This is a genomic window from Vibrio genomosp. F10 str. 9ZD137, assembly GCF_049974785.1.
Lineage (GTDB): Bacteria > Pseudomonadota > Gammaproteobacteria > Enterobacterales > Vibrionaceae > Vibrio.
On the sequence record NZ_JBNGCJ010000483.1, the window covers coordinates 1 to 1,280 of the forward strand.

Here is a 1,280-nt window from a genome sequence, read left to right on the forward strand (position 1 = left end):
CCTAACGCCTTACTAAGTGGCGCTTATGATTAGCTTACCCGAGCCTGCATAATTCTGAGCCGAGAGTGCCGAGCGTTTGAGCGTCCACTTAAGTAATTTGTTATGTATATTTATGCGCGAGCTTTCTGCCCGCAGCTTGAACAGAACTTATCTGTAATTTCAACGGGTGAGCCACAACCAGTGCAAAACTGAGACTTGTTGTTGTCGTTTTTATCAAATCCCATTAATTTATTAAATGGGTCTGGTTCCTTACTGGGAGAAACAATGTCTTGCGCTGTAAACCTATTTTTAGCTAAAGCATTATAAATATGGTAACCCCCACCAATTACGGAAGATAGAATGACGAAATACCCGATTAAACTCCAGTATTGTGGGCCAGAGTTTCCAGTCGTGCTTATCCATATTATACCAAATAACGTACCTCCGATTAGCTCGCTTAGCCCTTGCCCTAAGGAAGGGGCCCTGCCTTTTTTTATAGCAGCAATGTTTCCATTTTCGTCGGCCATTGTGACTCTTCGAGGGGTTCTGTTTTTGAGACGGTCCTTAATTAGTAGATCTATTTCATTAGCTCTATCTGGGTATGCATTTCTATCAATGTTTTGTTGGCATTCCAATAAATCTTCTAAGGTGTACTTTGTATAATCTACTTTTGTCACTATAAACTTTCCTTGTATATACATAACGCCGCAATAAGCGGACTAAAGCAGTGGGTTAAAATGTGTAGCGAAGCGAAACGTAACCCACTGTTTTAGTTCCGATTAATTGCCTTGTTAGCTAGCATCTGCGCATACTGCATCATAAAATCGATATAAATGATCACATTCCTGTTCACCAAATTTATGTTTAGCACACACCGAATACATATTTACCTTTTCATTGGGATTTGTTATGGGCTTGCAAGTTTTAGATAAATCACCTTCAGCGTTAACAAAACACATTGCATTAAACATTGAAGCAGATGAAATACAAGAAATGCCATCGCAACTTTTATATTGTTTAATAAATTCTAATATGCAACCGTCTTTATCTGTAGTTTTAGCAAATTCCTTTGCTTCCGCTAAAACGGCATCGAGGCTAACGGTTGCCTTCTCTTTAACGACATTAAGTCCGTAATATCCACCGACTATAATAAGTGATAGTGAAAGAACTACGATTACAATTTTTTTCACGAGTTACCCCTGCTAGCTAACGCCCAATTAAGGTGTGACCCACGCGACCACTACACTCAATTTGGACGCCTTAAACACTAAACTTGACCCAAACCAAAAATGCCAAGCGTG

2 protein-coding genes are annotated in these 1,280 nt (G+C 39.5%); both read right to left on the minus strand.

The genetic code is table 11. From position 1 onward, the window contains the following. Positions 1-110: 110 nt before the first annotated feature. Positions 111-656: a zinc ribbon domain-containing protein gene (locus tag ACP45E_RS11630; RefSeq protein WP_241824303.1), complete on the minus strand. Its 546-nt coding sequence runs from the start codon at positions 654-656 to the stop codon at positions 111-113. A 114-nt stretch (positions 657-770) separates the two neighbouring features. Then, positions 771-1,169 (minus strand): hypothetical protein, encoded by a 399-nt coding sequence (locus ACP45E_RS11635; protein ID WP_017038361.1) that lies wholly within the window; start codon positions 1,167-1,169, stop codon positions 771-773. Positions 1,170-1,280 lie beyond the last annotated feature (111 nt).